Origin of the sequence: Kitasatospora sp. NPDC094016, assembly GCF_040304045.1 — a bacterium.
GTDB lineage: Bacteria > Actinomycetota > Actinomycetes > Streptomycetales > Streptomycetaceae > Kitasatospora.
This window is the reverse complement of the sequence record NZ_JBEOUK010000072.1, coordinates 1-22,419: the sequence shown is the minus strand read 5'-3', so window position 1 is coordinate 22,419 and position 22,419 is coordinate 1. Positions and strand designations below refer to the sequence as shown.

Genomic DNA, 22,419 nt, shown 5'->3' with positions numbered 1-22,419 from the left:
AAACGCTCGGCTGGGAAACCCCAGCCGAGCGCCTGCATAAACTCATCGCGGCCTGAACAACCGACCACGTGTTGCAACGATCCCTAGAAACCGCCTTCCAGAGTCGCGGGGTCTCCTGGCTGGCCGCTCCCTGATGCCGTACGCCGAGAGCGACGAGCTTCATCCACGCGGATGATCCACACCACCCTGACCCAGGGCACGCTCTACGGGCGGCGGGCCAGCAAGTGGGTGTCGAGGAAGCCCCGCTCGGACGCTGGGTCGTGGAGCAACCGAGCCACTGTGACGAGGCCGGCACCGGCCAGACCACTGGGCATCCGAGAGCAACTGAAGACGCGACACGGGAACAGAGTTCCAGCCAGAACGCTCAACCTTTGCCAGATACGCCCTGGAGGACTGCTGAAGGTGCTGAAAGCGCGCCCGGCTTGCACCAGTTCGACCTGATCCGGCCAATGGCTTCGGGTCAGGTCCGCTTGCGGCTCGCGATCTCGTCAGAGAGCTGCTGCACGTGGGCGGGGTCCGCGTCCCGGGCAAGGGCGACGTAGTGGTCCATGACGGCCGGCCGGTAGCGCACGGGCAACGTCTGCCCTGGGGCGAGTCGGGTGAGCTCGGTGATCGTCAGGTTTTCGTCTGCGATACCGCGGAACGAGATGCCGTCGGCGGTCTCCACGTCGAACATCAGGATCACGCGTGGATTGCCGTTGACCTCCCGCCAGTCGACGAGAACGCCGAGCGCAAGCGCCCCCGTACGCAGTTCCGCATTGCGCTTCCGCGCATCACTGCTCAGGAACGGGTTCGGGGCGACGCCCGGGAAGTCGGGCCCGACACCGAGCGATTCCCGACTCAGGTCGGGCCTGAGCTGCGCCATCAGATCGTTGAGCTTCTTCTTCGAGCCGAACATCCTGACCCTCCCCCACCCCGGTGCCGGAATCTCGGCCTGGCGCTTCGCCTTCGCTGCGATTGTACGTCGCGGCCATTCCCGACCTCCGGCGCGTCGCCCCGTCCCGATGGGGTCACCGTCTGCGGTCGCGGACGGGCTCGGTCGGTGCACCCGCCTGTCGGACGAGCCACGTCCGCACGCCGACAGGAGGACCAAGCCGTGATCGATACTGACCCCGACAGTGCGTCCCGGGCACGACCGTACGGTGCCGCGATCCTGTGCGGAGCGGCGGTCACGCTGATTAACTTCTTCTGGACCGACGGCCACTGAACATCAACGCAGAGAGCTCGACGACCCCGCCGTAGGCCGCCCTGGTCTCATCCTGGTGTTTCAACACGGGCAGGAAACCAAGAGAGGATCTACCGTGACCGCCGAGCCTCAGTGGTTCAAGTCTTCGTACAGCGACAACGGCGGCGCTTGCGTAGAGGTGGCCGCCAACGTCCCCGGTGTTGTCCCCGTCCGCGACTCGAAGGACCCCGAGGGCCCTGCCCTGGTCTTCCCGGCCGACGCCTGGCGGTCCTTCGTCTCCGCCGTCCGTACCGGCGAGTTCGGCGACGTCTGACGTACGCGCGCTGCCCTGAGGGCCCCGCCGCCCCCTTTTCCGGAGTGGCGGGGTCCCGCCGTGGACTGGACGGTTCCGGGCGTCAGGAGTGCCCGCGGTCGGCAATACTGGGGTGTCCGGGGGCGATTCGGACAGGGAGGCGCGGTGGGCGGGACGGCCGGATTCGCCGTGGTGGTGTTCGGCGGCCTGGGCGGCGTGGTCGCCTACCTCGCCGGGGTGGTCGGCCTGCGCGACCTGCGGCGGCTGCGCCGGGTCGGCGTCCCGGCCCTCGCCCTGGTGCGCGCCCGTGTCCCCGCCCCGGAGGACCGAGCGCTGCCGCCGCGCCCGCTGCTGCAGTTCGAGACCGAGGACGGCCGGGTGGTGGAGGTCTTCTCGCCCGTCCCGTCCACCCCGCGCCACACGCTGCCGGACGGCGGCCACGTGCAGGTCCGCTACGACCCGGCCGACCCCCGGCAGGTCCTGGTGGAGGGCCGCGAGCGCAGGCCCCTGGAGTTCGGCTTCATGGTGCTCGGGCTACTGATGGTGCTGGCCGCGATCACGCTGGCGGTCACCGTCCTGTGAGGCTGCCCGGCGGTCGCGCTCGCCTGCGACTCCCCCGCCGGACCCGCCCGGTCGTGGGGCGGGCCCGACACCGTTCCCGGCTCAGGTGATGACGGTGGTGGCTGTCGGCGGCGACCAGAAAATGATCAAGATGTGATCAGGGCTGATCAGGCCGGTCGCCGCACAGGGCTTCGACCAGCCGCCGGGCCCGGGTCTCCTCCGAGAGGAGCGTCTCCACCAACGGCCCGGTTCCCTGCCTGTCCGTGGCGCCGGAGAGGTAGACCTCGACCGCTCGCGGGTCGGCCGCGAGCGGCACCCGCCCGGCGGTGAGCGCGGCGTGGGCCCGGGCGTAGTCCAGGCCGAGCCGGGCCAGCCGCACCCCGCCCGCGTGCCGCTCGGCCGGGTCCGCGCCGCCCTCCCCGGCCAACTGCGGATGCCGGCAGGCGACTTCGTGCACGGCGAGAACGGCCAGCAGCACGTGCTCGGTGCCGGGCGCACGGCGGCCGAGGCGCTGCGCCTGCCCGTCGACCTCCAGCCGGACCCAGGCCATCGGCGCGACCGCGATGTTCATCTTGGCGAAGCCGGGCACCAGCAGCCGCTTCCAGCGCGGCAACCGGTACGGCGTGCGGCCGAGCAGCGCGTCCCGGGTGGGGCGCAGCAGCGGGTCGAGGTCGTCCAGGTCGTCGGGGGCGCCCGGGGCACCGGGACCGTCCGGCGCGTCGGGGCCGGCGGGCGCCGCCAGTCGCATCAGCACCGCTCCCGGCGCGAGGCCCGCCGCGTGCAGCAGTTCGGCGGCCCGGGCGTGCGGATCGGCGAGCAGGGCGCGCAACAGGTGTTCGGCGCTGAACTTCCGCTCGCCGTCCTGCCGGGCCTGCTCCATGGCGCCGGTCAGGGCGCGGGCGGCGGCGCCGCTGAGCAGCAGGCCGCGCTCCCCGGTCGGGCCGAGCACGTCGCGGGCCGGCACGCTCGCACCGGCCCCGTCGTCCGAGCCCCAGCGTGCCGTGTCGATCCCGCCCTGGCGGTCACGCAGGACGGCGAGCAGGGCGGTCGCGGTCGCCCCGGCGGCCGACAGTGCCTCGCCGGCCGGGCCCTTCGCCCCGGCGACGGCGGCCAGCAGGTGTTCCGTCCCGAGGCGGCCGTCGCTCCCGCCGCGCGCGCCCCGGGCCGCGCCCAGGACGCCGAGCGTGCGCCAGTCCGGTTCCAGCGTCGTCTCCATCCGGCCCCTCCCACCACGATGCTTTGCCCGAACTATATGCCTGCTTTGCTCGTGCTTTACACGTGACCACGCGTCAAGGAAACGTCAGAACCAGCCGGTTCGAGGCGACGGCGGTTCAGGACAGGAGCTAAGGCGCGGAGGCCGGGTCGGCGGCGCTCACCGGGACGTCCGGGTGGCGGAACCAGGACCCCTGCACCGCCCGCTGCACCAGCATCAGCACCGCGCCGAGCAGCAGCGCGCCCAGCCCGATCACCGTCACCCCGCCGACCGGGCCGATGCCCGGCAGGTCGATCGAGGTGACGCCGTAGTCCGGGTCGGCGTACACGTCGAAGGCGCCGTAGGCGAAGAAGTACAGCAGCATCAGGCCGCCGGCCAGCGGGAGCACGCCCTTGAAGACGAAGTCCCGGACGCTGCGGGTGAGGACCCGGCGGTAGTACCAGACGCAGGCGAAGCCGGTCAGGCCGTAGTAGAAGGCGATGCCGAGGCCGACCGAGGCGATCGAGTCGGCCAGCACGTTGCCGCTGATCGCGGTGAGCAGGACGTAGAAGGCGATCGACGCCAGGCCCATGGCGACCGTCGACCAGGTCGGGGTGCGGTGGCGCGGGTGCACCCGGGCGAAGCCGGTCGGGATGGCCCGGTGGGTGGCCATCGAGAAGGTGGTGCGGGCGGTGGGCAGGATCGTCGTCTGGGTGGAGGCGGCGGCCGAGGTCAGCACCATCAGGATCAGCAGCCGGCTGAGCACCGCGCCGATCCCGCTGGTGCCGAACACCGCGTCACCGAGGCCGGACAGCACGTCCCCCGAGTGGGCCGGGTTGCCGAGCCCGATGCCGTCCGCGCCGACCCCGGCGAAGGACTGCGCCGAGGTGGCGACCAGGACGTAGATGACGAGCAGCAGCACGGTGGAGATGACCGCCGCGCGGCCGGGGGTGCGGGCGGAGTCGGCGGTCTCCTCGTTGACGGACACGGCGGTGTCCCAGCCCCAGTAGATGAAGACCGCGGCCAGCATGCCGGCGGTGAACGCCGAGGTCGAGGGCACGTTGAACGGGTTGAACCAGGACGCGTCGACGGGGATGGCGGTCGGGGGCGCGGCGGAGCCGTACGCCTTGACGAGCGCGGTGAGCGAGAAGGCGACCAGCATCACCACCTCGACGGCCAGCAGCCGGCGTTGCAGGGTGGCGGACAGCTCGATGCCGATGTAGCAGATCCCGGTCATCAGGACGATCCACACCACTCCGGCGGTGGTCGTCCACACCCGGCTGTCCGCGAGCGAGTCCAGGCCGACCAGCCGGAAGCCGTACACCCCGGCGATCTGCGCCAGGTTGGCCATCACGATGACGTCGGCGACGACGATGCCCCAGCCGCCCATCCAGCCGGTGCGCGGGCCGAACGCCCGGGCGGCCCAGGTGAAGGTGGTGCCGCAGTCCGGGTCGGCGGCGTTGAGCTCCTTGTAGGCGTAGGCGATCAGCAGCATCGGGATGAACGCCAGGACGGTGACGATCGGCGCCTGGAGGCCGACGCCGACCACGACGATGCCGAGGGTCGCGGCGAGGCTGTAGGCGGGCGCGGTGGAGGCGAGGCCGATGCACACCGAGGACAGCAGGCCCAGGGCGCCGGTCTTCAGGCCCTTCTCGCCCGCCCCGGAACCCGTCGGACGGTCGCGGGGACCGCCGGTCGGGGGGCTGGTCGGGGACGCCGGCACTGGCCCCACCCCCTTGAGTGCGCAGCGGGGGCCGCGAGGACGGATCTGGTCGTCTCAGCGTAACGCCGCCCCCGGCGGGCGGCCCGGGGGCGATCAGGGGCGGCGGCGAGCGGTCGGCCCGGCGGCAGGGCTGCCGGACTGCCGGACTGCTGGACTGGACGGACGACGCGCGGCGCGGGCCGTGGTGCGGTCGCGGCGGTGCCCGCCTGGCTCGGCGGGCCCGCTGTCCGAACGGCGACCGCTCCGCCGCCACGGCGCCGCGCGCCTCCTACCTGTTTTCCACCGGTTGCCGAGGGTTCCGGAGTACCGGCCGGAGCCCTGGTCTCGGCGTGGTCCGCCCGCCGGACCGAAGGCCGGTGAGGGACCGTCTGTGGGGTTTCACCCGAGTTGTTCGAACCGCAGCCGCGCCACCCGGACCGTCCGGCGCGGCAGGGTGGTGGGCAGGGCCACCAGCAGGGCGGTGGCGGTGAACATCGCGAAGTGCGAGCCCTCCGGCCAGGGCCCGGCCCAGCCCAGTTCGCCGTGCCGGTGCTCGGCGAAGGCGTTGCAGCACAGCCAGGCGGCCAGTCCGATCAGCGGCGCCGCCCGGGGCCGGGAGAATGCGCCGAGGATCGCGCACAGGCCGAGGTAGGCGACGTAGGCGAGCCGGCCGGAGTGCAGTTCGCCGAGCCCGCCGAGGCCCATCGCCAGGACGCCGCCGGCGAGCAGGGCCACCGTGCCCGAGGTCGGGGCGGAGAACCGTTCGAGGACCGGGCGGTAGCGCCGTCCGCCCGGCCGGGCCGCGTACATCCGCACGCGCTACCCCTTCGCGGCGACGGGTTCGGGCGCCGCGACCGGCAGGTGCCACCGGGTGCGCCGGTGCAGCGCCTCCAGCTCGTGCAGCAGCTCGGGCACCGGGACGGTCAGCACCGGGCAGCCCGCCTCGCGCGCGCAGTACGCCGTGACGGAGCGCCGCAGCCGGCGGCGCAGCAGGCCGCCGCTCTGGCCGAGGACCAGCAGGTCCTCCGGCCGGTCGGCGGCCTGGACGAGGGCGGGACCGGTCTCGCCCCGGATCACCAGCGGGCGCAGCGGCACGCCCGGGTCGGCGCCGCCGAACGCCGCGTCGAGGGCGTCCCGCAGCCGCTGTTCGGCCGCCTCCCGCACCGCGGCGAGCAGCGGCGGGCACGGTGAGCGGCGGTAGCCGAGTTCGCCGCCGGGCGGCTCCCAGGCGAGTACCGGGACGAGTTCGGCGCCACGGCTGCGGGCTTCCGCCACGCCGCGGTGCAGGGCGGCGAGGCTGCCGAGCGATCCGCTGACCCCGACCACCACCCTGCCGGTGCCGCTGCCCTGGTGCCGCCCGTTGCCGTGCATGGTCCGTCCTCGCGTCGTCGTTCCGGTACCCGGTGTGTCGCCGGGCATGTCGCCCGGCCTGTCGCCCGGTGTGTCACCTGGCGTGTCGTCCTCCACCCAACCGCCGCCCCGGCCGCCCGCCGCCCGTCCTTGACGCCTTCCTGACGCCCCGAGCCGCCTTCCCAACGCGCTCCATACGCGAACGGCCCGCCGACCGCCGCCCGGCCACCGGCCGGCTAAGCCGGGTGCGGGGCACAGGCGAGGTCGAGGGTGTAGGCGGTGCCGCCGGCGGGGGACGGCTCGACGGTGAGCTCGCCGTTCATCGCCTCGACGAAGCCCCGCGCCACGGTGAGGCCGGTGCCGTCGGCGGCCGGGCCGGGGGCCCGCACCCGGAGGTGGATCCGCCCGGCCACCGCGCCCGCGTCCACCAGGGCGGGCCCGGCGGCCCCCGCCAGGACGTTCGCGAGGGCGCGTTCCAGCAGGCCGGCGTCGGCGAGCACGGGCGGCAGGCCGTCCGGGAGTGCGAGGCGCACGTCGCGCCGCTCACCGCTCTGCTCGGCGGGCAGGGCGGCCAGCGCGGCGGCGAGCACCGGGGCCAGGGCGGTCGGCCGCAGCAGCACCGGTTGCTCGCCGGCCCGCAGCCGGTCGAGGTCCAGCAGGTCGGCGACCAGGCCTTCCATCCGCCGTACCTCGGCGGCGATCCGCCGCCCCGGCGGCCCCGGCAGGTCGGCGGCCTCGCGGCGCAGCGCGGCGAGCGGGGCCCGCAGGTCCTGTCCGACGGCCTCCAGCAGCGCGGTGTGCAGGGCGTCGGTGTGGGCGAGGGTCTCGGCGGCGGCGGCCTGGGCGGCCAGCCGTTCGCGTTCCCGGGCCAGTCGCAGCTGGGTGACGTAGGGGCCGAGCAGTCGGGTGTCCTGCTCGGTGAGCGCCGGTCCGCGCAGGGCCAGGACGGCGTCCGGGCCGAGGTCGACGGCGAGCGAGGCCTCTTCGGGCCGCTGCGGGAGGGCGGTGCCGGACGCGGCGGCGGGGCGCCAGAGCTGACCGGTGCGGACCAGGACGGCGGCGCCCTCCAGGCCGAACACCTGGCGCAGGTCGGCGACCAGGTCGGGCACTGCGCGGGCGCCGGATTCGACCGCCGCCCCGGCCAGCCGGGCCAGCACCGCCGCTTCGGCGCGGGCCCGGTCGGCCTGCTGTGAGCGGCGGGTGAGGCCGTCGATGAGGTGGGCGATGATCCCGGCGACGGCGAGGAAGAGCAGGAGCGCGGCGAGGTCGGCGCCGCGGGTGACGGCGAGGCTGTGCCAGGGCGCGGTGAAGAAGTAGTCGGCGGCGAGCGCCCCGGCGGCGGTGCTGGCCGCGGCGGGCAGCAGGCCGCCGAGCCGGGCGGTGGCGGCGACGGCCAGCAGCAGGCAGAGCAGGGCGCCGGGGAGGGCGAGCGAGTCGCGCAGCGGGGAGAGCGCCCAGGCCAGGGCGGCCGTCGCGGCCGGGCCGGTCAGCCAGGCCAGACGCCGGCGGCGCGGCGGGACGGCGGCCGGGCGGCGGCGCCGGGGTGCGGGCAGGACGGCCAGCAGGCCGGGCTGGGGAGGGGGGACGACCCGGACGTCGATCGGGCCGGCCAGCCGGATGACGCGGTTGATCACCGAGCCGGAGACCAGTTCGCGCAGGCGGCTGCGGCTGGTCGGGCCGAGCAGGATCTGGGTGGCGCTCTCCGCGTGGGCGAAGTCCACCAGGGCGCGGGCGGTGTCGTTGCCGTCGACCTCGATGTAGCCGCCGTGGAGTTCGTGCAGCAGGGCGCGCTGGCCGGCGAGGGCGGGCGGCTCGTGGACGGTGGCGCCGTCGTCGGGCCGGACGTGCACGCCGATCAGGTCGCCGTGCACCCGGGTGGCGGTGCGGGCGCCGCGGCGGATCAGGTGCTCGCCCTGCGGGGCCCCGTCGAGGGCGACGACGATGCGTTCCTTGGTCTCCCAGGGCGCCCGGATGCCGTGCCGGGCGCGGTAGTCGGCGAGTTCCTCCTCGACCCGGTCGGCCAGCCAGAGCAGGGCGAGTTCGCGCAGGGCGCCGAGGTTGCCGGCCCGGAAGTAGTGGTCGAGGGCGACGTCGATCCGGTCCGGCGGGTAGATCGCGCCCTGGGCCATCCGGGTGCGCAGGGCCTGCGGGCTGAGGTCGACGAGTTCGATCCGGTCGGCGGCGCGGACCACCTCGTCGGGGATCCGCTCGCGCTGGGCGACGCCGGTGATCTGCTCGACGACGTCGTTGAGGCTCTCCAGGTGCTGGATGTTGACGGTGGTGGCCACGTCGACGCCGGCGTCGAGGAGTTCCCGGACGTCCTGCCAGCGTTTGGGGTGGCGGCCGCCGGGGGCGTTGGTGTGGGCGAGTTCGTCGACGAGCGCGAGCTGCGGACGGCGGGCGAGCAGGGCGTCGACGTCGAGTTCGGTGAGGGTGGTGCCGCGGTGGCCGACGGTGCGGCGGGGCAGTACGGGCAGGTCCCCGAGCTGGTGCTCGGTGCCCCGGCGGCCGTAGGTCTCGACCAGTCCGACGACGACGTCGAGGGCTTCGTCGTCGCGCAGCCGGCGGCCCTCGGCGAGCATGGCGCACGTCTTGCCGACCCCCGGCGCAGCCCCCAGGAACACCCTCAGTCGTCCGCTCACCGCCGTGCCGCCACCTCCTCGGTGTCCATGCTCCGTCGGGGCGCCGGGGTGCGCGAGGGGACGGACGCTCCGGCGGGTGGCGGGGTGTACGAGGGGACCGCCACAAGATCAACATGGTGCTATAGTCATTAGCACCATGTTGCTGAAGCTGGACACCGGCGACGCCCGCCCCCTGCACGAGCAGGTGGCGGGTGCGATCAGGCGGGCCGTCGCCGAGGGCGAGTGCGCCCCCGGGGACAGGCTGCCGCCGGCCCGGGAGCTCTCCCGGGCGCTGGGGGTGAACACCAACACCGTCCTGCGCGGGCTGCGCACGCTGCGCGACGAGGGCGTGCTGGAGTTCCGCCGGGGCCGTGGCGTCACGGTCACCGAAGGCGCCGAAACGCGATCCGAACTCGCCGAACGGGTAAGGCAGTTGGTCGCCGATGCGGCCCGGGCCGGCTACAGCAGGAACGATCTCGTGGACATGATCAGGGGGATGTCGTGACGGACGGGAAGCTCATAGCGAAGGAGCGCCGGGAGCCCGGGGCGGGGCGCGGCGCGCTCTGGGGCGCGGTGGCCTGGTCGGCGGGCGTCCTGGCCCTGCTGATCGCGCTGCCGTGGGCCGCGCGCCACCGGCTGCCGGACCCGCTCGCCACCCACTGGAGCGGGCGGGACCCTGACGGCTCCATGTCGCTGACGGCCGCCGCGCTGTTCCCGGCGGGGGTCTGGCTGGTGCTGGTGCTGGCCGCCGCGGCCGCGCGCCGGTTCCGGGTCGGGACGGCGGGCGGCGCCACCGGGGCGGCGCTGGCGGCCGTCGGGGTGCTCCTGACGGGGGCGCAGACCTCCATCGTGCACGCCAACCTGGACCGCGCGCGCTGGCAGGAGGCCGCGCCGATGGGCTTCGAGGTGGTCGTCCCGGTCGTGGCGGCGGGCCTGGCCGGCGTGCTGACCTGGCTGGCCGTCCGCCCGCGCGTCGACGCTCCCACCGGGGCGCGCCCGGCGGCCCGGATCCCGGCGCCGGCGACCGCGCCGGGCGAGCAGCTGGTCTGGCTCTCCCAGGCCGCCAACCCGTGGCTGCAACTGGGCGCCTGTGTCCTCGCCCTGGGCGCGCTGGTCGGCGTGCTGGCCCCGGCCAGCGGGCTGATGGGGTTCAGCTGGGCGACGGTCGTGCCGTTCGTCACCACCTCCCCCATCGTCCTGTGCTCGGCCTCGGTCAAGGTCCGGGTGACCGCGCAGGGTCTGTCCGTCGGCTTCGGCCCGTTCGGCTGGCCCAGCCGGCGCTGGTCCCCCGCCGACCTCGACTCGGCCCGCGCCGAACTGCGCACCCCCGCCCAGGCCGGCGGCTGGGGCTACCGCGTCAACGGCCTCGGCACCACCGTGATGGTGCGCCGCGGCGTCTGCCTGGTGGTCCGCACCCGGCGCGGGCGCGAGTTCGCCGTGAGCGTCGACGACGCCGAGCGCGGCGCGGCCCTGCTCAACTCCCTCATCGCCAGGTCCGCCAGCCCCACCGGCTGACCCCCGTCACGCCGCTGGGGTCCGTCTTCAAACCGCCCGTTCAGGTGGTGTGGACAGGGGCCGCACCGTGGGTACACCAGCTGACAGCTGCTCACAGTGCAGAGGGCAAGGAGGCGTCCGTGACCCACGAACGGCGGACGACGGAAGACCCGGAGCGCGACGCGGTCGACGCCCGGGGAGGCACCAACCAGGACGAACGGACCATCACCTTCCTACGACTCGGCGTCGGACTGATCGGCATCCTGCTGCCGCTCGCACTACCCCTGGGGAACTGGCTGTTCGCCGAACTCAGGGGCCAGAGCACCGCGGGTTTCTGGCCGGCCTCGATGAGCGGCTCGTACTACACCAGCACCCGGAACCTCTTCGTGGGCGGCCTGTGCGCGCTCGGGGTGTTCCTGATCTGCTACCGCTCCGACCGCCGTGACGACCGCTGGAGCACCGCCGCCGGCGTGTTCGCGCTCGGGGTCGCCCTGTGCCCGACCGCGCCGCAGGGCGCCACCGCGTTCCAGAGCGCGGTCGGCCTGCTGCACTACGCCTTCGCCGGACTGCTGCTCTTCGTGCTGGCGATGTTCTGCGTCTACTCCTTCCGCAACCCGCGCTCCGCCCAGCCGTCCTGGGTCAGCCGGGCCTACCTGGCGGCCGGGGTGCTGATCCTGGTGCTCCTGGCGCTCGCCGTCATCGCCGGGGTGGCCGGCATCGGCACGGACTGGGCCATCCACCCGCTGTACCTGTGCGAGTGGTTCTCGACCTGGGCCTTCGGTGCCGCCTGGACCGGCGCCGCGCTCGAACTCGCCGCCGCCGGTCGATCGTACGGGCACCATCCGCTCCTCCCGGGGCAGAGCGGCTCCCCCGCCACCGGCAGCCCGGCGGCCCAGCCCTAGGATGCGCTCTTAAGGGGGCCTTAACCCCAAGAGATGGTCATCTTGTCGTCCCGGAACACCGTTACCATGCGCACCAAGGCCCGCCACCAGGGCGGCCGGTGACGGAACCCCAGCAACGGGAGGACGAGTATGTCGAACGAGGTCCGGGCAGGGCGCGGTCCGCAGGAGGAGTACCCGTCGGTGGATCTGCGGATGGACGTACCGCACTCGGCGCGGGTCTACGACTACCTCATCGGCGGCAAGACCAACTTCGAGGCGGACCGCGTCGCCGCGCACGCCTCGGTGCAGGCCTGGCCGTCGCTGCCGATCTCCATGCGCACCACCCGCGACTTCATGCAGCGCGCCGTCCGCCACCTCACCGAGGAGCACGGCGTCCGGCAGTTCCTGGACATCGGCACCGGCATCCCCACCTCGCCCAACGTCCACGAGATCGCCCAGTCGATCACCCCGGACGCGCGGGTCGCCTACGTCGACAACGACCCGATCGTGCTCACCCACGCGCGGGCCCTGATGTCCAGCACGTCGCAGGGCCGCACCTGTTACGTGGACGCGGACTTCCGCGACCCGGAGTCGATCATCCAGAACCCCCGGCTGCGCGAGGTCCTCGACTTCTCCCAGCCGGTGGCGCTGTCACTGATCGCCATCGTCCACTTCGTGCTCGACGAGGACGACCCGCAGGGCATCGTGCGCCGCTTCATGGACGCCCTGGCACCGGGCAGCTTCCTCGCCCTGACCGTGTTCACCGGGGACACCGACCCGGTGGGCGTCGGCGGCGTCGGCCGGGAGTACAACGCTCGCGGCATCCCGCTGCAGATCCGCGACCAGAAGGAGACCGCGGCCTTCTTCGACGGCTACGACCTCCTCGACCCCGGCGTCACCCTGGTCCACCACTGGCGCCCGGACGCCGGGGCCGCGCCGATCCGCGACCAGGACATCGCGATGTACGCGGGCGTGGCGATCAAGCGCTGAGCCCGCCGACGTCAGCCGGGGACGGTGACCAGGCCCGCCTCGTAGGCCAGGATGACGAGGTGGACCCGGTCGCGGGCGTCGAGCTTGGCGAGCAGCCTGGTCATGTAGGTCTTCACGGTGGCGATGCTGAGGACCAGTTCGGCGGCGATCTCGGTGTTGGACAGGCCCCGGCCGACCAGGGTGAGGATCTCCCGCTCCCGGTCGGTGATCGCGCCCAGCCGCCGGGCGGCCGGTGCGGCGGCCGGTGACGGCGCGGGGGCCGGAGCCGGAGCCGCCACCGGGCCCGGGGCCGGCCGCTGGTCCGCGAAGGAGGAGATCAGCCGGCGGGTGACGCTCGGTGCGATCAGGGCGTCCCCGGCGGCCACCACCCGGACGGCGGCGAGGATGTCGTCCAGCGCCATGTCCTTGACCAGGAAGCCGGACGCCCCGGCGCGCAGCGCCGCGTACACGTGGTCGTCGTCGTCGAAGGTGGTGAGCACGACGACCCTGGTCGGCCCACCGCCGCCGGTGATCAGGCGGGTGGCCTCGATACCGTCCATACCGGGCATCCGCAGGTCCATCACGACGACGTCGGGCCGCAGTTCGCCGGCCAGCCGGACGGCCTCGGCGCCGGTGCCGGCCTCGCCGACCACCTCGACGTCGGCCGTCTCGGTGATGACCATCTCCAGCGCGGCCCGGACCAGCGGCTGGTCGTCGACCAGCAGGACGCGGGTCATGCGGTCACCTCCCCGGGGATCGGCAGTCGGACGGCGACCCGGAAGCCGCCCTCGGGGCACGGCCCGGCCTCGAACTCGCCGTCCAGCAGGCCGACCCGCTCGCGCAGCCCGGCCAGGCCGAAGCCGGCGCCCCGACCACCTCCCGTGCCCCGGCCCCGGTCGGTGATCTCCACGGCCACCTCGCCCGCCGTGCGGCGGTCGACCAGGACCTCGCAGGAGCGGGTGTCCGCGTGCCGCACCACGTTGGTGACGGACTCCTGGATGACGCGGAACGCCGAGAGGTCGATCTCCGGTGGCAGCGGGCCCTGTTCGCCCCGCCGCCGGACCTCGACCCGGACGCCGGCGGCGGTGGTCGCGGCGGCCAGCCGGTCGAGGTTCGCCAGACCTTGAGGGGTGGTCGCCGACGTCTCGCCGTCGGCCTGGCGCAGTGCGACGAGCATCCGGCGCAGCCCGGCCAGGGTGTCCCGGCCGGCGTTCTCGATCTCGGCCAGTGCCTGCTTGGCCCGTTCGGGGCGGGTGTCGACGACCCGGCGGGCGGCGCCGGCCTGGAGGGCGACGATGCCGATGGTGTGGGCGACGGTGTCGTGCATCTCGCGGGCGATCCGCAGCCGTTCGGCGGTGACGGCCTCGGTGGCCGCCCGGGCGCTCGACGCCCGGGCGTGCTCGCGGTTCTGCCGCATCGAGCGGCCGATCAGCCAGGCGACCAGGGCGAGCAGCGCGGCGCCGTCGGCGGAGCCGATGTGGGTACCGGTGAAGATGCCGACGGTGTTGCCGTGCACCAGGCCGATGTGCAGCACGAGCAGGCTCATCACCAGCGCGAACGCGGCCCGCGAGCTGCGGCGCGGCCGGGTGGCGGTGATCAGGCAGAGCGCGACGTCCACGGCCAGCAGGGAGGCCGGCGGCACCTGGGTGTCGGCGGCCCAGCCGTCGGTCTCCGTGAAGGCGGCGACGAACAGCAGGGCGACCGCGAGCACCGGAAGGCGGCGCACCAGCGCGGCGCCGGCGAAGGCCACCACCGTGTCGGCCAGGGTGAAGGCCAGGCCGCCGTGGGCGGCGGCCCCGCCGTGGTACCGGGCGTTGCCGCCGAGCAGGACGGCGGGGTAGGCGGCGGCCACGCACCAGGCGAGCCCGACCCAGACCTCGGGCGAAATGCGCCGGAACAGGGGCGGAGGCGGCGTCGCAAGCATACGAAGATCGTATCGACGGCCTGAATCGCCGTCATCGGACCGTGGTTGTACGACCGGGGGTGACGGCCGGGGCCCGCGGTGTCAGCGCCGGTCCGATGCGGCGGCCCGGCCCCGCCCGGCACCGTGGGGCCCATGATCGAAGTCACCGAGCTGACCAAGCGCTACGGCCGCACCACGGCTGTCGAACGCCTCACCTTCACCGTCCGGCCCGGCCATGTGACCGGCTTCCTGGGCCCCAACGGCGCGGGCAAGTCCACCACCCTGCGGCTGATCCTCGGCCTCGACGACCCGACCGGCGGCACCGCCACCGTCGACGGCCGCCCGTTCCGGGCGCGGCCACGCGGCCTGCGCGACGTCGGCGCCCTGCTCGACGCGGGCGACGTCCACGGCGGGCGCACCGGCGCGGCCCACCTGCGGGCGCTGGCCCGCGCCAACGCGATCCCGGCCGCGCGGGTCGAGGAGGTGCTGCACGAAGTCGGGCTCACCAAGGCCGCCGGGCGCCGGATCGGCGGCTACTCGCTGGGCATGAAGCAGCGGCTCGGCATCGCCGGCGCGCTGCTCGGCGACCCGCCCGTCCTCCTCTTCGACGAGCCGCTCAACGGCCTCGACCCCGAGGGCGTGCTGTGGGTGCGGGGCCTGTTCCGCCGCCTCGCGGCCGAAGGGCGGACGGTCTTCGTCTCCAGCCACATGATGGCCGAGATGGAGCACACCGCCGACCGGCTGGTGGTGATCGGCCAGGGCCGGCTGATCGCCGACGAGAGCCTGGCGGAGTTCTCCGCCCGGGCCGGCCGCACCGGCGTCACCGTCCGGGCGGCCGAACCCGACCGGCTGGCGGCCGTGTTGACCGCGGCGGGCGCCACCGTCCGTCCCGGCCCGGACGGCGCGCTCGCCGTGACCGGCCTGGACGCCACCCGGATCGGCGAACTCGCCCTGGAGCAGCGCCTGTTGCTGCACGCCCTGACCACCTGTGCCGCCTCCCTGGAGTCGGCGTTCATGGAACTGACCGCCGACAGCGTCGACTACCCGGCCGGAGAGCCCCGATGAGCACCGCGACCACCACCCCCCAGTCCCGTCCCCGGCCCCTCCCCCGGCCGCGCGCCCGCTTCGGCGACCTGCTCGCCGCCGAGTGGATCAAGTTCTGGTCCCTGCGTTCGACCGTCTGGGTGCTGGGCCTGAGCGCCCTGTTCGTCATCGCCGCCAACCTCAAGGCGGCCCGGTACACCTCCGACCACTACACCGTCGGCGACGGCGATCCGGCGACCATGCTGCAGGCCGCGCTCGGCACCTCCTTCACCATGATCGCCGCCGACGTCGTGATGATCGTCGCGGGCAGCCTCGGCGCGCTCGTCCTGGTCGGCGAGTACGCGAGCGGGCTGATCCGCACCACGCTGGTGGCCGTCCCGGACCGCCGGGCCGTGATCGCCGCCAAGGCCTGCGTACTGACCGCGGTCATGCTCGGCTACGGCGCCGTCACCGCGGGCGTCTCCTTCGGCGCCTGCCAGGCGGTCCTCGCCGACACCCACATCGGCGTCTCCGTCACCGACCCGGCCGCACCGCGCTTCGTCGCGGCCGCCGTCCTGTTCGCCCCGGTCTGCGCCCTCGCCGGATTCGCCCTCGGCGCGCTGATCCGGCACACCGCCGGAGCCGTGGTGGGCACCGTCCTGGTGCTGTTCTTCCTGCCGGCGTTCTTCAACGAGCGCTACCGCTGGTCCGCCGACCTCCTGCACGCCATGCCGCTCCAGGCCTGGCGCCGGCTGGCCCAGGTCGACCTGACCCACTCGCTGCCCTCGGCGCACCCGGCCACCGTCGCCGGCTCCTGGGCCACGTTCGCGCTCTGGGCGCTCGCCTCGGTGGTGGTCGCCGTGGCCGTCGTCCAGCGCCGCGACCACTGACCAGCCGTCCGGCGGCGGCGCCGGGAGCGGTGCTCACCCGTCGCGGCGGCCCGCCGCCAGGTCCGCCAGCGCCACCAGCAGCGCCGCCAGGACCAGGCCCGCCGCGACCGTCACGCCCAGTTGGAAGGCCAGCGCCCAATCCGGGCGCGGGCCCTGGGCGTGGGCGAAGAAGACCGAGCCGACGATGGCGATGCCGACCGCCGAGCCGACCCGCTGGGCGGTCTGCATGACGCCTCCGGCGCTGCCCGCCCGGGCGATCGGCACCTGCTGGAGGGTCAGGGTCTGGTTCGGGGCGATCACCAGCCCGCTGCCCACCCCGGCGACCAGCAGCGGCGCCACCGTCGCCCAGCCGATCGCCCACCCCGTCCACAGCTGCACCGCCAGGGCCGAGGCCAGCAGGCCGGCCAGCACCAGCACCAGGCCGAGCAGCACCAGCCGGCGGCCGAGCCGGTGCACCAGCCGTCCGCCGATCGCCGCCGACACGCCCGAGCCCAGTGCGAACGGCGTGATCGCCAGGCCCGCCGTCAGCGCCGAGTAGTGCAGGCCGGCTTGGAGGTAGAGCGTGAAGATGAAAAAGATCGCGGTGAACCCGGCGAAGTACACCAGCGACAGCGCCACCCCCGCCGCGTACGGGCGCACCGCGAACAGCGCCATGCTCACCAGCGGCTCCCGGCCCCGCGCGTAGTACCGCTCCCAGCCCACGAAGGCCCCCAGCAGCACCGCCGCCAGCGGCAGCAGCAGCCAGCGCGTCGAGCCGTGCCACTGCTGCGCCTGGACGAACGGCAGCAGCAGCGCGACCGTCCCGGCACCGAGCAGCAGCACCCCGACCGGGTCGAAGTCCCGGTGCCCGGCCCGCGTGGCCGCCGGCGGGGGCGGCGGGAGCAGCCGGTAGGCGATGGGCAGGGCCGCGACGCCGATCGGCAGGTTGACCAGGAACACCCAGCGCCAGCCGTTCTGCGGGCCGAACAGGTGGATCAGCAGGCCGCCCAGCAGCGGGCCGACGGCGGTGGACAGACCGATGGTGGCGCCGAGCGCGCCGAAGGCCCGACCGCGTTCGGCGCCCTGGAACAGGACCTGGATGAAGCCGGAGACCTGCGGCACCAGCACCCCGCCGGCCGCGCCCTGGAACAGCCGGGCCAGCACCAGCCACTCCTGGTTCTGCGCCGCCCCGGCCAGCGCGCTGGCCGCGGTGAACAGGGCGAGCCCGGTGAGGAAGACGGCCCGGCGGCTGCGGGCGTCACCGAGCCGCCCGGACGGGACCAGCACCAGGCCGAAGGCGAGCGCGTAGCCGCTGAGCACCCACTGCAGGCCGCTGTCGGACATGTGCAGCCCGGCCCGCACGGTCGGCAGGGCGACGTTGACGATGCTGACGTCCAGCAGCGTCATGAACCCGGCGACCAGGCAGACCGTCAGCGCCCGCCAGCGCCGCGCCTCGGCCCGCCGACCGGCGGCGGCGGCGCCGGGCTGCTGTTCCGGGGTGCTGCACGGGGGTTGGGCCGTCATGGGGGCACCTTCCGGGCGTCCGGCGGTCGTCTGGCTGCGCGTCCGGCGGCCGGCCGTCGACCGGTCTTCCCGGTCCGGCTGCCCGCCCGCCGCGCGCGGCCCCCTCCGAACGGCCATCGTGGACGGCGCGGCCCCGGCGCCGCCAGCCGGGCTGCGCCGCCCGCGCCGCCGCTCACCCGGACGGCCGAACCCGATCGCGGCCTCCCCTGGTGCCCCGGAGGCTGAGGACATGAACGCCGCCACCGAAACCCCGCCGACCGCCCCGCCGGTGCTGGACGTCCGGCAGCGCAACGTCGTCTTCGGCACCATCGTGCTCGGCATGCTGCTGGCCGCGCTCGACCAGACCATCGTCGGCACCGCGCTGCCCACCATCGTCGCGGACCTCGGCGGGGCCGCGCACATGTCGTGGGTGGTGACGGCCTACCTGCTGGCCGAGACGGTGGCCACCGTGCTGGCCGGCAAGTTCGGCGACCTGTACGGGCGCAAGCTGCTCTTCCAGGTCTCGGCGGTCGTCTTCATCACCGGCTCGTTCTTCTGCGGCCTGGCGACCAACATGACGCTGCTGATCGCCTGGCGGGCACTCCAGGGCATCGGCGCGGGCGGCCTGATGGTGACGGCCATGGCGCTGATCGCGGACGTCATCCCGCTGCGCGAGCGCGGCAAGTACCAGGGCGCGATCGGCGCGGTGTTCGGCGTGGCCACGGTCATCGGGCCGCTGCTGGGCGGGCTGTTCACCGACCACCTGTCCTGGCGCTGGGCGTTCTACGTCAACGTGCCGATCGCGATCCTGGTGGTGATCGCGGCCGCCCGGACCATCCCCTCGGTGCGCTCGGCGGTGCGCCCGGTGATCGACTACCTGGGGATCGCACTGGTCGCCGTCGGCGCCAGCGCCCTGATCCTGGCGACCAGTTGGGGCGGCAACGAGTACGCCTGGGGCTCCGGGGTGATCATCGCCCTGTTCGCCGGCGGTGCCGTCGCCCTCGGGCTGTTCTGCTGGGTGGAGAGCAGGGCCGTCGAACCGATGCTGCCGATGCGGCTGTTCCGGAACCCGGTGTTCGCGGTCTGCTCGGTGCTCAGCTTCATCGTCGGCTTCGCGATGCTCGGCGCGCTGACCTTCCTGCCGACCTTCCTGCAGTACGTCGACGGCGACTCGGCGACCGTCTCCGGCGTGCGGACGCTGCCGATGGTGATCGGGCTGCTGCTCGCCTCCATCGCCAGCGGCAACGCCGTCAGCAAGACCGGCCGGTACCGGGTGTTCCCGATCGTCGGCACCCTGGTGATGGCCGTCGGCCTCTACCTGCTCTCCCGGCTCGAACCCGGCACGGGCACCGCGCTCGCCTCCCTCTACATGTTCGTGCTCGGCGCCGGCATCGGGCTGAGCATGCAGGTGCTCACCATCGCCGTGCAGAACACCGTCGACTACACCGACCTCGGCACCGCCACCTCCGGGGTGACCTTCTTCCGCACCATCGGCAGCTCCTTCGGCACCGCCGTGTTCGGCACCATCTACGCCAACAGCCTCAAGACCGAACTCGCCCGGGGCGTGGCCGACTCGGCCCGCCTCACCGGCGCGGACCCGACGCTGCTCACCCGGGCCGCCGAGAGCCCGCAGGGCCTGCACCGGCTGCCCGCCGCGCAGGCGGCCCCGATCGTCCAGGCCTACTCCGACGCCCTGCACACCGTGTTCCTGTGGACGGTGCCGGTCGCCCTGGTCGGGTTCGTGGTCGCGCTCTTCCTCAAGCAGGTGCAGCTGCGGGACACCGCCCGGGCCGGCTCCACCGACATGGGCGAGGGCTTCGCCCAGCCGACCACCAGCGACTCCGACCCACACCTGGAGTACGCCGTCGGCAAGCTCGTGCGCGGCGTCGACCTCGACACCGTCCGCTCGATCGTCGACGACGCCGACACCCGGGTCGACCTGGCCGGGGCCTGGGCGCTGATGGAGGTCGCCGGCCACACCAAGGCCGTCGGCCAGGCCTCCCTGGACCTCATCGCCGCCCGCAAGCGAATCCCGCCCGAGGTCCTGGAGCCGGTCTTCGACCGGATGGCCGCCGAGGGCTACCTCACCCGCGACGGCGACCGGCTCTCCCCCACCGAGGCCGGCACCCAGGAGGTTCGCGCCCTCGCCCAGGCCTGGTCGGACTGGCTCAACGCCCGGCTGGACGCCGACGCCGGCCGCCCGCGCAGCCCCCAGCTGCACACCGCGGCGACCGCCGTCGCCTGGCGCCTGATGGTCGAGGACCTCGCCAACGGCCTTCCGGCCCACGCCCGTTCGAAGGACGCCGCGCGAACCTAGGCCACCGCCGGATCTAGGGCTTCCTCGCCAGGATCAGTTCGCGCCGCACGCCGTCGGCCATCAGATCGCCGGGCTCGTCGGTCTCGGCGAAGCCGTTGCGGCGGTAGAGGGCGATGGCCGCGTCGTTGTCGGGGTTCACCGCCAGCTTGAGGGTGGTGAACCCCTGCTCGGCGGCCCAGCGGGCGATCGCGCCGATCAGCCGGTCCCCCACCCCCCGGCCGCGCGCCGCCGGGCCGACCCACAGGGAGATCAGCTCGGCGGCCGCCCCGACCTCGTCGGCCGGGACTCCGGTGGCCATCGCGACCGGGCGGCCGTCCAGCACCGCGACCAGGTCGAGGGCCCCGGGGATCTCCAGGCGGGAGCGCCAGCGGGCCTCGTGGTCGCCGGCGCCCTGCCAGTCCGCCAGGGTGGAGCCGAAGGCGTACGGTGCCTCGGTCAGCGCGGCCAGGCGCAGCTCGCGCCAGAGCGCCCAGTCATCGGAGCCGAGACGGCGCAGTTCCGGTTCGTGCGGGTCGGACTCGTGCAGGTCGGGCGCGCGCAGTTCGGGTTCGTGCAGTTCGGGTTCGTGCAGTTCGGACATGGTGCGGACCTTGCCGCAGGCCGGGCGGCACGGCAAGCGGATTACCCGGTTCAGCCCACGAGCGGCGGGTTGAGGCGGGCGAAGGCCTCCTGCCGGCGGTAGGGGAAGTACGGGTACGGCGCGGTGCGGGTGCTGGCCGCATCGAGCCGGGCGACCTGCTCGTCGGTCAGCGACCAGCCGACCGCGCCGAGGTTCTGCCGCAGCTGCTCCTCGTTGCGGGCGCCGATGATGATGGAGGAGACGGTCGGGCGGCGCAGCAGCCAGTTGATGGCGATCTGCGGGACGGTGCGGCCGGTCTCGGCGGCGATCCCGTCGAGCGCGTCGACCACCCGGTACAGCAGTTCGTCCTCGACCGGCGGCCCGTAGTCGGCGGTGTCGTGCAGCCGGCTGTCGGCCGGGAGCGGCCGGCCGCGGCGGATCCGGCCGGTGAGACGGCCCCAGCCGAGCGGGCTCCACACCAGGGCGCCGACGCCCTCCTCCTGGGCGAGCGGCATCAGCTCCCACTCGTAGTCGCGGCCGACCAGCGAGTAGTAGACCTGGTGGGCGGCGTAGCGGGGGCGGCTGTGGCGCTCGGCGACGGCGAGGGACTTCATCAGCTGCCAGCCGGAGAAGTTGGAGACGCCGGTGTAGCGGATCTTGCCGGCCCGGACGAGGTCGTCGAGGGTGGCCAGCACCTCCTCGATCGGGGTGCCGGCGTCGTAGGCGTGCAGTTGGAAGAGGTCGAGGTAGTCGGTGCCGAGGCGGCGCAGCGCGTCGTCGACGACCCTGGTGAGGCGGGCTCGGGAGGTGCCGGCGTCCTGCGGGCCGTCGCCGGTCGGCAGTCCGGCCTTGGTGGAGACGAGCACCTGGTCGCGGCGGCCGCGGATGGCCTGGCCGAGGACCTCTTCGGAGGCGCCGTCGGAGTAGACGTCGGCGGTGTCGAAGAGGGTGACTCCGGCGTCGATGGCGATGTCGAGCAGGCGGCGGGCCTCCTGGACGTCGGTGGTGCCCCAGGCGCCGAACAGCGGTCCACGGCCGCCGAAGGTGCCGGTGCCGAGGCTGAGCGCCGGGACCTTGAGGCCGGACGAGCCGAGTCGGCGGTATTCCATGGCGGCTGTCGTGCCGGTTGCCGTGCTGATTGTCGTGCCGGTTTCCATGGCAGTTCTCCCCTCGGAGCCCTTAACGGGACTCCCATTCCGTTAGGATGGTTCGACCTTAGCAGGGTCCATCGACCTAATGGAACAGGAATCCCGTTAATGACTGCCGAGCCCTCCGCCCCGGACGTTCCGGAGAACCCCACGCCCGGGACGCGGCGCCCCGGCGGCCGCACCGCCCGGGTCCGCACCGCCGTCCTGCGGGCCGCCGAGGACGCCCTGGTCGAGCACGGTTTCAGCGGGCTCGACCTCGGCGACGTCGCCCAGCGGGCCGAGGTCGGCCGGACCACCGTCTACCGGCGCTGGGGCACCACCAGCGCGCTGGTCGCCGACCTGCTCGCGGACATGGCCGAGCAGTCACTGCCGCGCACCCGCAGCGGCTCCCTCGCCGAGGACCTGCGGGCCAACGCCCGGCTGGTCCAGCGCACGCTGGCCGACCCCCGGCAGGGGGCGCTGTTCCGCGCGGTGATCGTGGCCGCCACCTGCGACCCGGACGCCGCCGAGGCACTGCGGCACTTCTACCTGCGCCGGGTCGAGGAGTGGGCGCCGTGCGTCACCGAAGCCGTCGAACGCGGCGAACTCCCGCCGGACACCGACGCGTTCGAGGTGGTCCGGGCCGTCTCCGCGCCGCTCTACTACCGGATGCTCACCACCGCCGAGCCGCTCGACGAGGCCGCCGCCGACCGCGCCGCGGCCGCCGCCGAGGCGGCCGCCCGGGCGGGGGCGCACCGGCGGGAGAGCAGCTGAGACCGGCCGGGAACGCCGCCGGCGGCGCCGGGAGGGGGGCGCCCGCGCGCGCGGGGGGGGGGGCGGTCCCGGGGGGGGCCCGGGGATCGGGAGAGC

21 protein-coding genes and 1 pseudogene are annotated in these 22,419 nt (G+C 74.3%); 10 read left to right on the top strand and 12 right to left on the bottom strand.

The window, feature by feature from the left end; all coding sequences use genetic code 11:
* Positions 1–203 precede the first annotated feature (203 nt).
* Positions 204–302, bottom strand: a pseudogene (locus ABT015_RS36365) (SAM-dependent methyltransferase); the annotation flags it as partial.
* A gap of 158 nt (positions 303–460) precedes the next feature.
* Positions 461–898 (bottom strand): hypothetical protein, encoded by a 438-nt coding sequence (locus ABT015_RS36360; protein WP_350887158.1) that lies wholly within the window; start codon positions 896–898, stop codon positions 461–463.
* A gap of 403 nt (positions 899–1,301) precedes the next feature.
* Between ABT015_RS36360 and ABT015_RS36355 the strand changes: the two genes are divergently transcribed.
* Entirely contained in the window at positions 1,302–1,499 is a 198-nt protein-coding gene (locus ABT015_RS36355; protein ID WP_350887155.1) for a DUF397 domain-containing protein, read from the top strand.
* A gap of 144 nt (positions 1,500–1,643) precedes the next feature.
* Positions 1,644–2,060, top strand: coding sequence for a DUF3592 domain-containing protein (locus tag ABT015_RS36350; RefSeq protein ID WP_350887152.1), 417 nt, complete (start codon positions 1,644–1,646; stop codon positions 2,058–2,060).
* Positions 2,061–2,196: 136 nt separating this feature from the next.
* On the opposite strand, the gene ABT015_RS36345 is transcribed toward ABT015_RS36350, so the two are convergent.
* The 5 genes from ABT015_RS36345 to ABT015_RS36325 all read right to left on the bottom strand — a co-directional run bounded on the left by ABT015_RS36345 (position 2,197) and on the right by ABT015_RS36325 (position 8,925).
* On the bottom strand, positions 2,197–3,255 hold the full coding sequence (locus tag ABT015_RS36345) for a Clp protease N-terminal domain-containing protein (RefSeq protein WP_350887150.1): 1,059 nt from the start codon (positions 3,253–3,255) through the stop codon (positions 2,197–2,199).
* A 127-nt stretch (positions 3,256–3,382) separates the two neighbouring features.
* The gene (locus tag ABT015_RS36340) at positions 3,383–4,954 is read right to left on the bottom strand and encodes an APC family permease (protein WP_350887147.1); all 1,572 of its coding nucleotides are present in this window, start codon (positions 4,952–4,954) and stop codon (positions 3,383–3,385) included.
* 378 nt (positions 4,955–5,332) lie between these two features.
* Positions 5,333–5,749, bottom strand: a complete 417-nt coding sequence (locus ABT015_RS36335) for a hypothetical protein (protein ID WP_350887145.1) — start codon at positions 5,747–5,749, stop codon at positions 5,333–5,335.
* Between the two features lie 3 nt (positions 5,750–5,752).
* Positions 5,753–6,304 carry a universal stress protein gene (locus tag ABT015_RS36330; RefSeq protein ID WP_350887142.1) on the bottom strand — a complete coding sequence of 184 codons (552 nt, stop codon included), beginning with the start codon at positions 6,302–6,304 and terminating at the stop codon, positions 5,753–5,755.
* Between the two features lie 215 nt (positions 6,305–6,519).
* The gene (locus tag ABT015_RS36325; protein ID WP_350887139.1) at positions 6,520–8,925 is read right to left on the bottom strand and encodes a sensor histidine kinase; all 2,406 of its coding nucleotides are present in this window, start codon (positions 8,923–8,925) and stop codon (positions 6,520–6,522) included.
* A gap of 136 nt (positions 8,926–9,061) precedes the next feature.
* On the opposite strand from ABT015_RS36325, the gene ABT015_RS36320 reads away from it, so the two are divergent.
* From ABT015_RS36320 to ABT015_RS36305, 4 genes are all read left to right on the top strand, one after another.
* Positions 9,062–9,409: a GntR family transcriptional regulator gene (locus tag ABT015_RS36320; RefSeq protein WP_350887136.1), complete on the top strand. Its 348-nt coding sequence runs from the start codon at positions 9,062–9,064 to the stop codon at positions 9,407–9,409.
* Complete coding sequence (locus tag ABT015_RS36315; protein WP_350887133.1) at positions 9,406–10,419, top strand: DUF1648 domain-containing protein; 1,014 nt, start codon at positions 9,406–9,408, stop codon at positions 10,417–10,419. Before ABT015_RS36320 ends, ABT015_RS36315 begins: the two co-directional genes overlap by 4 nt.
* A gap of 119 nt (positions 10,420–10,538) precedes the next feature.
* Positions 10,539–11,300 carry a hypothetical protein gene (locus ABT015_RS36310; protein WP_350887130.1) on the top strand — a complete coding sequence of 254 codons (762 nt, stop codon included), beginning with the start codon at positions 10,539–10,541 and terminating at the stop codon, positions 11,298–11,300.
* A 129-nt stretch (positions 11,301–11,429) separates the two neighbouring features.
* Positions 11,430–12,269: an SAM-dependent methyltransferase gene (locus ABT015_RS36305; RefSeq protein WP_350887127.1), complete on the top strand. Its 840-nt coding sequence runs from the start codon at positions 11,430–11,432 to the stop codon at positions 12,267–12,269.
* Positions 12,270–12,280: 11 nt separating this feature from the next.
* Here ABT015_RS36305 and ABT015_RS36300 read toward each other — a convergent pair whose 3' ends face one another.
* Both ABT015_RS36300 and ABT015_RS36295 read right to left on the bottom strand, forming a co-directional pair.
* Positions 12,281–12,985: a response regulator gene (locus tag ABT015_RS36300; protein ID WP_350887124.1), complete on the bottom strand. Its 705-nt coding sequence runs from the start codon at positions 12,983–12,985 to the stop codon at positions 12,281–12,283.
* Positions 12,982–14,172, bottom strand: coding sequence for a sensor histidine kinase (locus ABT015_RS36295; protein ID WP_350887121.1), 1,191 nt, complete (start codon positions 14,170–14,172; stop codon positions 12,982–12,984). Before ABT015_RS36295 ends, ABT015_RS36300 begins: the two co-directional genes overlap by 4 nt.
* A 132-nt stretch (positions 14,173–14,304) precedes the next feature.
* On the opposite strand from ABT015_RS36295, the gene ABT015_RS36290 reads away from it, so the two are divergent.
* Positions 14,305–15,216, top strand: coding sequence for an ABC transporter ATP-binding protein (locus tag ABT015_RS36290; RefSeq protein ID WP_350887118.1), 912 nt, complete (start codon positions 14,305–14,307; stop codon positions 15,214–15,216).
* Positions 15,213–16,064, top strand: coding sequence for an ABC-2 transporter permease (locus ABT015_RS36285; RefSeq protein WP_350887115.1), 852 nt, complete (start codon positions 15,213–15,215; stop codon positions 16,062–16,064). Before ABT015_RS36290 ends, ABT015_RS36285 begins: the two co-directional genes overlap by 4 nt.
* A 33-nt stretch (positions 16,065–16,097) precedes the next feature.
* On the opposite strand, the gene ABT015_RS36280 is transcribed toward ABT015_RS36285, so the two are convergent.
* Complete coding sequence (locus ABT015_RS36280; protein WP_350887112.1) at positions 16,098–17,567, bottom strand: MFS transporter; 1,470 nt, start codon at positions 17,565–17,567, stop codon at positions 16,098–16,100.
* 229 nt (positions 17,568–17,796) lie between these two features.
* On the opposite strand from ABT015_RS36280, the gene ABT015_RS36275 reads away from it, so the two are divergent.
* Complete coding sequence (locus tag ABT015_RS36275; RefSeq protein WP_350887110.1) at positions 17,797–19,863, top strand: MDR family MFS transporter; 2,067 nt, start codon at positions 17,797–17,799, stop codon at positions 19,861–19,863.
* Positions 19,864–19,876: 13 nt separating this feature from the next.
* Here the strand turns inward: ABT015_RS36275 and ABT015_RS36270 are convergent, their stop codons facing one another.
* Together ABT015_RS36270 and ABT015_RS36265 are read right to left on the bottom strand one after the other, a co-directional pair.
* Positions 19,877–20,443, bottom strand: coding sequence for a GNAT family N-acetyltransferase (locus ABT015_RS36270; RefSeq protein ID WP_350887107.1), 567 nt, complete (start codon positions 20,441–20,443; stop codon positions 19,877–19,879).
* 50 nt (positions 20,444–20,493) lie between these two features.
* Positions 20,494–21,531 (bottom strand): aldo/keto reductase, encoded by a 1,038-nt coding sequence (locus ABT015_RS36265; RefSeq protein ID WP_350887104.1) that lies wholly within the window; start codon positions 21,529–21,531, stop codon positions 20,494–20,496.
* 147 nt (positions 21,532–21,678) lie between these two features.
* Between ABT015_RS36265 and ABT015_RS36260 the strand changes: the two genes are divergently transcribed.
* Complete coding sequence (locus tag ABT015_RS36260; RefSeq protein ID WP_350887102.1) at positions 21,679–22,323, top strand: TetR/AcrR family transcriptional regulator; 645 nt, start codon at positions 21,679–21,681, stop codon at positions 22,321–22,323.
* The last annotated feature ends 96 nt before the right edge of the window (positions 22,324–22,419 follow it).

Excerpts from the sequence above, each read along its gene's own strand:
- ABT015_RS36330 (WP_350887142.1), bottom strand. The coding sequence starts at position 6,304 with ATGCACGGCAACGGGCGGCACCAGGGCAGCGGCACCGGCAGGGTGGTG.
- ABT015_RS36260 (WP_350887102.1), top strand. The coding sequence starts at position 21,679 with ATGACTGCCGAGCCCTCCGCCCCGGACGTTCCGGAGAACCCCACGCCC.
- ABT015_RS36360 (WP_350887158.1), bottom strand. The coding sequence starts at position 898 with ATGTTCGGCTCGAAGAAGAAGCTCAACGATCTGATGGCGCAGCTCAGG.
- ABT015_RS36270 (WP_350887107.1), bottom strand. The coding sequence starts at position 20,443 with ATGTCCGAACTGCACGAACCCGAACTGCACGAACCCGAACTGCGCGCG.
- ABT015_RS36295 (WP_350887121.1), bottom strand. The coding sequence starts at position 14,172 with ATGCTTGCGACGCCGCCTCCGCCCCTGTTCCGGCGCATTTCGCCCGAG.
- ABT015_RS36280 (WP_350887112.1), bottom strand. The coding sequence starts at position 17,567 with ATGACGGCCCAACCCCCGTGCAGCACCCCGGAACAGCAGCCCGGCGCC.
- ABT015_RS36305 (WP_350887127.1), top strand. The coding sequence starts at position 11,430 with ATGTCGAACGAGGTCCGGGCAGGGCGCGGTCCGCAGGAGGAGTACCCG.
- ABT015_RS36345 (WP_350887150.1), bottom strand. The coding sequence starts at position 3,255 with ATGGAGACGACGCTGGAACCGGACTGGCGCACGCTCGGCGTCCTGGGC.
- ABT015_RS36285 (WP_350887115.1), top strand. The coding sequence starts at position 15,213 with ATGAGCACCGCGACCACCACCCCCCAGTCCCGTCCCCGGCCCCTCCCC.
- ABT015_RS36290 (WP_350887118.1), top strand. The coding sequence starts at position 14,305 with ATGATCGAAGTCACCGAGCTGACCAAGCGCTACGGCCGCACCACGGCT.
- ABT015_RS36275 (WP_350887110.1), top strand. The coding sequence starts at position 17,797 with ATGAACGCCGCCACCGAAACCCCGCCGACCGCCCCGCCGGTGCTGGAC.
- ABT015_RS36300 (WP_350887124.1), bottom strand. The coding sequence starts at position 12,985 with ATGACCCGCGTCCTGCTGGTCGACGACCAGCCGCTGGTCCGGGCCGCG.
- ABT015_RS36265 (WP_350887104.1), bottom strand. The coding sequence starts at position 21,531 with ATGGAATACCGCCGACTCGGCTCGTCCGGCCTCAAGGTCCCGGCGCTC.
- ABT015_RS36320 (WP_350887136.1), top strand. The coding sequence starts at position 9,062 with ATGTTGCTGAAGCTGGACACCGGCGACGCCCGCCCCCTGCACGAGCAG.